The organism is Salinicola sp. (assembly GCF_982684285.1).
This window is the reverse complement of record NZ_CEXLVS010000299.1, coordinates 1-4,342: the sequence shown is the minus strand read 5'-3', so window position 1 is coordinate 4,342 and position 4,342 is coordinate 1. Positions and strand designations below refer to the sequence as shown.

Annotated in this window: 4 protein-coding genes; 3 read left to right on the top strand and 1 reads right to left on the bottom strand. The window is 67.0% G+C overall.

Going from position 1 to position 4,342, the window contains the following annotated elements:
- Positions 1 to 49 precede the first annotated feature (49 nt).
- Positions 50 to 1,036: an AraC family transcriptional regulator gene (locus AC3AYF_RS18610; protein WP_295037049.1), complete on the bottom strand. Its 987-nt coding sequence runs from the start codon at positions 1,034 to 1,036 to the stop codon at positions 50 to 52.
- Between the two features lie 81 nt (positions 1,037 to 1,117).
- Here AC3AYF_RS18610 and AC3AYF_RS18605 point away from each other — a divergent pair, with 81 nt between their 5' ends.
- From AC3AYF_RS18605 to AC3AYF_RS18595, 3 genes are all read left to right on the top strand, one after another.
- Positions 1,118 to 2,350 (top strand): MFS transporter, encoded by a 1,233-nt coding sequence (locus AC3AYF_RS18605; RefSeq protein WP_295037051.1) that lies wholly within the window; start codon positions 1,118 to 1,120, stop codon positions 2,348 to 2,350.
- A 128-nt stretch (positions 2,351 to 2,478) separates the two neighbouring features.
- A complete protein-coding gene (pgm, locus tag AC3AYF_RS18600; protein ID WP_295037054.1) occupies positions 2,479 to 4,143 on the top strand; it encodes a phosphoglucomutase (alpha-D-glucose-1,6-bisphosphate-dependent) in 1,665 nt (554 codons plus the stop codon).
- Positions 4,144 to 4,157: 14 nt separating this feature from the next.
- The coding region (locus tag AC3AYF_RS18595) for a hypothetical protein (RefSeq protein ID WP_487780164.1) at positions 4,158 to 4,342 on the top strand (185 nt) is incomplete at its 3' end.

The window sequence follows — 4,342 nt, the reverse complement described above, 5'->3', positions numbered from 1 at the left end:
GTGTCGCTGGTCGGCCGGGTCGCTGCCACCCATGTTCCAGCCGGGACGGTCACTGGCCGTCGACTTGTCTGATGGTTCCCGGCGTCTTGCCGGTGGCGCGCTTGAAGGCGCGGCTGAAGGCGGCCTGGGAGCCGTAGCCGAGGCGTTCGGCGACCTGCTCGATCGACACTTGCCGCTCGGCGATCCACTGCGTGGCCAGACACATACGGAGCTGGGTGACATAGCCCAGCGGCGATATGCCAAGAGAGCTTCGGAAGCGTGCGGCGAATACCGAGCGGGAGCTACCCATCTCCGCGGCCATGGCGGCCACCGTCCAGTCGCGCCCGGGATCGCGGTGTACCGCGGCGATGACCCTGCCCAGGCGCGGATCACGCAGCGCCTCGACCCAGCCGCCCACTTCCGCGCAGCCGCACTCGACCCAGCCTCGCACGATGCTGGCGGCGACCACGTCGGCCAGCCGCGAGAGGATGCCCGCGGCACCCGCGCGCTCGAGCCCCGACTCCCGCGCCATCGCCTCGAGCATCGGCAGCATCTCCGGATAGCGGGAGAGCAGCGTTCCCACGTGCATCACCGCCGGCATCATCGGGATCAAGGGCTGCATGCCGCCCAGGTCGAACTGCATGCAGCCGCTGAACAGACGCACGGGGGGAACGCCGCCATCGGTTGGCGAGCCCTCACCGACGCAACTGAAGCCGGCGCAAAGCGGCAGTGCACCGATCTGCCCGATGTCACGGCTCTCCACCTCGGGTGAAGAGAGCAGGCAGTGCTGCCCTCCCCGCGGCAGCAGCACGGCGTCGCCCGTCTCCAGAACCTGCTCTTCGTCTCCGAGCCGCAGCATGACCGGCCCCTGGGCGACGAAGTGAAACTGGGCGCACTGGCTATTGGTGTCGAAACGGATGCCGAAAGGGGGCGCCATCTGGACGCATCGATAGTTCAGCCCCGACAGGCGCATGCCAAGGAGCAGCTCGTTGATCCATTCGCTGGAGCGGGCGGGCGAGCCGATGTCGGTCAAAATCTCGGACTTTTGATCAATCATGTCGGAGCTTTGGTGATAGATGATCCTGAAATCCTACTTTAGTCTATGCAGTATCCCAAGCCTTCAATCGGAAATATCGACATGACGACGCAAGATGCTCAACACGCCACGGACAAGCCGCCGGTGCCGTCGCGCTGGCTTGCCGTATTCTCGCTGACGATGGGGGTTTTCAGCCTGGTCATGGCTGAATTCCTGCCGGCCAGCCTGCTGACCCCGATGGCGGATTCGCTGGCGATCAGCGAGGGCCAGGCGGGGCAGGCCGTTACGGTGACGGCGGTGGTGGCGCTGCTGTCCGGGTTGCTGGTGACCTCCGTCACCCAGCGACTCGATCGTCGCCACGTGCTGCTGGCGTTCTCCGGGCTAATGATCGCCGCCAACCTGCTGGTCGCCTACTCGCCGGACCTGATCTGGCTATTGGCCGGGCGGGTGCTGCTGGGCGTGGCGCTGGGCGGATTCTGGGCGCTCTCCGCCGCTACCGTGATGCGGCTGGTATCGGAGCACGACGTCCCGCGCGCGCTCTCCCTGCTGTTCACCGGCGTGCCCATCGCCACCATCAGTGCCGCCGCACTGGGCAGCTATCTCGGCGACCTGGTGGGCTGGCGCAACGTCTTTCTGCTCGCCACCGCGATATCGGTGCTGACGCTGGTCTTCCAGTACATCACCCTGCCGCGCATGACACCGGAGCATCCGACGCCGCTCGGCACGCTGGTGAGCGTGATGAAACGGCCGGGCATGGTGGTCGGTATCGTGGCCATCCTGCTGGTGTTCTGCGGCCATTTCGCCTTCTTTACCTACGTCCGCCCGTTTCTCGAGGGCGTGTCGCACATGGGTATCAACGCGCTGTCGTCGACCCTGCTGGCGTTCGGCGTGGCGAACTTCGTCGGGACCCTGGCCGCGGGCTACCTGCTTGAGCGCAGTCTGCGCCTGACGCTGCTGCTGATGCCGCTGATCATGGGCTCGCTGGGCTGGCTGCTGGCCACGCTGGGCGGCTTCTCGATGGGGACCGATGCGCTCATGGTCGCGCTGTGGGGCTTCGCCTTCGGCGCCGTGCCGGTCGCCTGGTCGACCTGGATCACGCGTGTCGTGCCGGACGAAGCCGAGAGCGGCGGCGGCTTGATCGTGGCCTCGATCCAGCTGGCGATCGCCCTGGGCGCGGCGGTCGGCGGGGTGATGTTCGATATCGGTGGTGTCCTGGGCGTCTGCGCCACCGCTGGCACGCTGCTGCTGGCCGCGGCCGCGCTGGTTCTCGTGGGCGTGAGAACGAGGCCGGCAGCGGCAGGCGAGGAGGACACGGCGGTGGTGGCCTGCCAGTAGGCGATGCGGCGGCGGCGGACGGCCGGGCAGGGTGAGCGCGGGCGCCGGGCTCGTCTTGCCTGTCGGGCCGTGAAGATGGTCTGCTATAAGGAAGGCATCCCTCCCCAGACCATCGAAAGGAACTGACGATGAGCATCGATTCCCAAGCAGGACGCTTGCCGGACGAGCACGGCCTAACCAACATTCCGCGCCTGGTGTCACGCTACTACAGCGAGCGGCCGGACCCCAGCGACCCGGGTCAGCAGGTGGCCTTCGGCACCTCCGGCCATCGCGGTTCCTCGCTGAAGACCAGTTTCAACGAATGGCACATCCTGGCCACGACCCAGGCGATCTGCGAGTACCGCGAAGCGCAGGGCGTCGACGGCCCGCTGTTCATCGGCATGGATACCCACGCGCTCTCCGAGCCGGCATTCGTCTCGGCACTGGAAGTGCTGGCGGCCAACGGCGTCGAGACGCGCATCGACGCCGGTTGCGACGAGACCGGTGGCGAGGTGGGGTATACGCCGACACCGGCGATCTCCAACGCCATTCTGGTTCACAACCAGGGCCGCAGCGGCGGTCTGGCCGACGGCATCGTGATAACGCCCTCGCACAACCCGCCGGGGGATGGCGGGTTCAAGTACAACCCCACCAATGGCGGGCCGGCCGATACCAACGTCACCAAGTGGATCCAGGAGCGGGCCAACGAACTGCTCGCCGGCGGGCTCGAGGGCGTTCGCCGCGTCGCTTACGCCGACGCGCTGAAGGCACCGACCACCCAGCGTTTCGATTTCATCGACAGCTACGTCGGTGGCCTCGACAAGGTCATCGACATGGCCGCGATCCGCGACTCCGGGCTCAAGTTCGGCGTCGACCCGCTGGGTGGGGCCGGGGTGCACTACTGGCCACGGATCGCCGCGAAGTACGACCTGCCGCTGGAAGTGATCTCGACCACCGTCGATCCGACCTTCCGCTTCATGCGCGTCGACTGGGACGGCAAGATCCGCATGGACTGCTCGTCGCCCTACGCCATGGCCGGCCTGATCGAGAACAAGGATCGCTTCGACGTCTCGTTCGCCTGTGATACCGATCACGATCGCCACGGCATCGTCGCCCGCTCGAGCGGGCTGCTGAATCCCAACCACTATCTCGCCGTCGCCATCGAATACCTCTTCACCCATCGTCCGAACTGGAGCGGCAAGGCCGCCATCGGCAAGACGCTGGTCTCGTCGTCGATGATCGATTACGTCGCACAAGGGCTGGGGCGGGACGTGGTCGAGGTGCCGGTGGGCTTCAAGTGGTTCGTCGATGGCCTGATCGAGGGCAGCCTCGGCTTCGGGGGCGAGGAGTCCGCCGGCGCCTCGTTCCTGACCCTGGACGGCAAGCCGTGGTCCACCGACAAGGATGGCATCATTCTCGGCCTGCTCGCCGCCGAGATCACCGCCGTCACCGGCAAGGATCCGGGCGAACGCTACCAGGCGCTGACCGAACGCTTCGGAGCGCCGGTCTATGAACGCGTCGATGCGCCGGCCAACCGCGAGCAGAAAGCCAGGCTCGGCAAGCTGTCCCCCGAGCAGGTCACCGCCGACACGCTGGCCGGCCACCCGATCACCCGCAAACTGACCGAGGCCCCGGGCAACGGTGCCGCCATCGGCGGCCTGAAAGTGGTCACCGACGCCGGCTGGTTCGCCGCACGCCCCTCCGGTACCGAGGACGTCTACAAGATCTACGCCGAGAGTTTCCAGGGCGAGGCTCATCTCAAGCAGATTCAGCAGGAAGCCAAGGCGCTGGTCGACGAGGTCCTGGCCGGGTGACCGGCTGATCCCCGATGTCGGCACCGATCGGTAACCGCCTGCGGCGACGCCTGCGTGAAATGGCCAGCTACCGGGACGTGCTGATGCGTTTCCCGCTGGTGGTCGCGCTGCTGCTGGCGGCGACCTTCGTCGCCAACCTGGCGATCGAGGAGGTCGGGCCGGAGGAACCGGTGTGGCGTGCGCTGATCGGGCTGGCGTG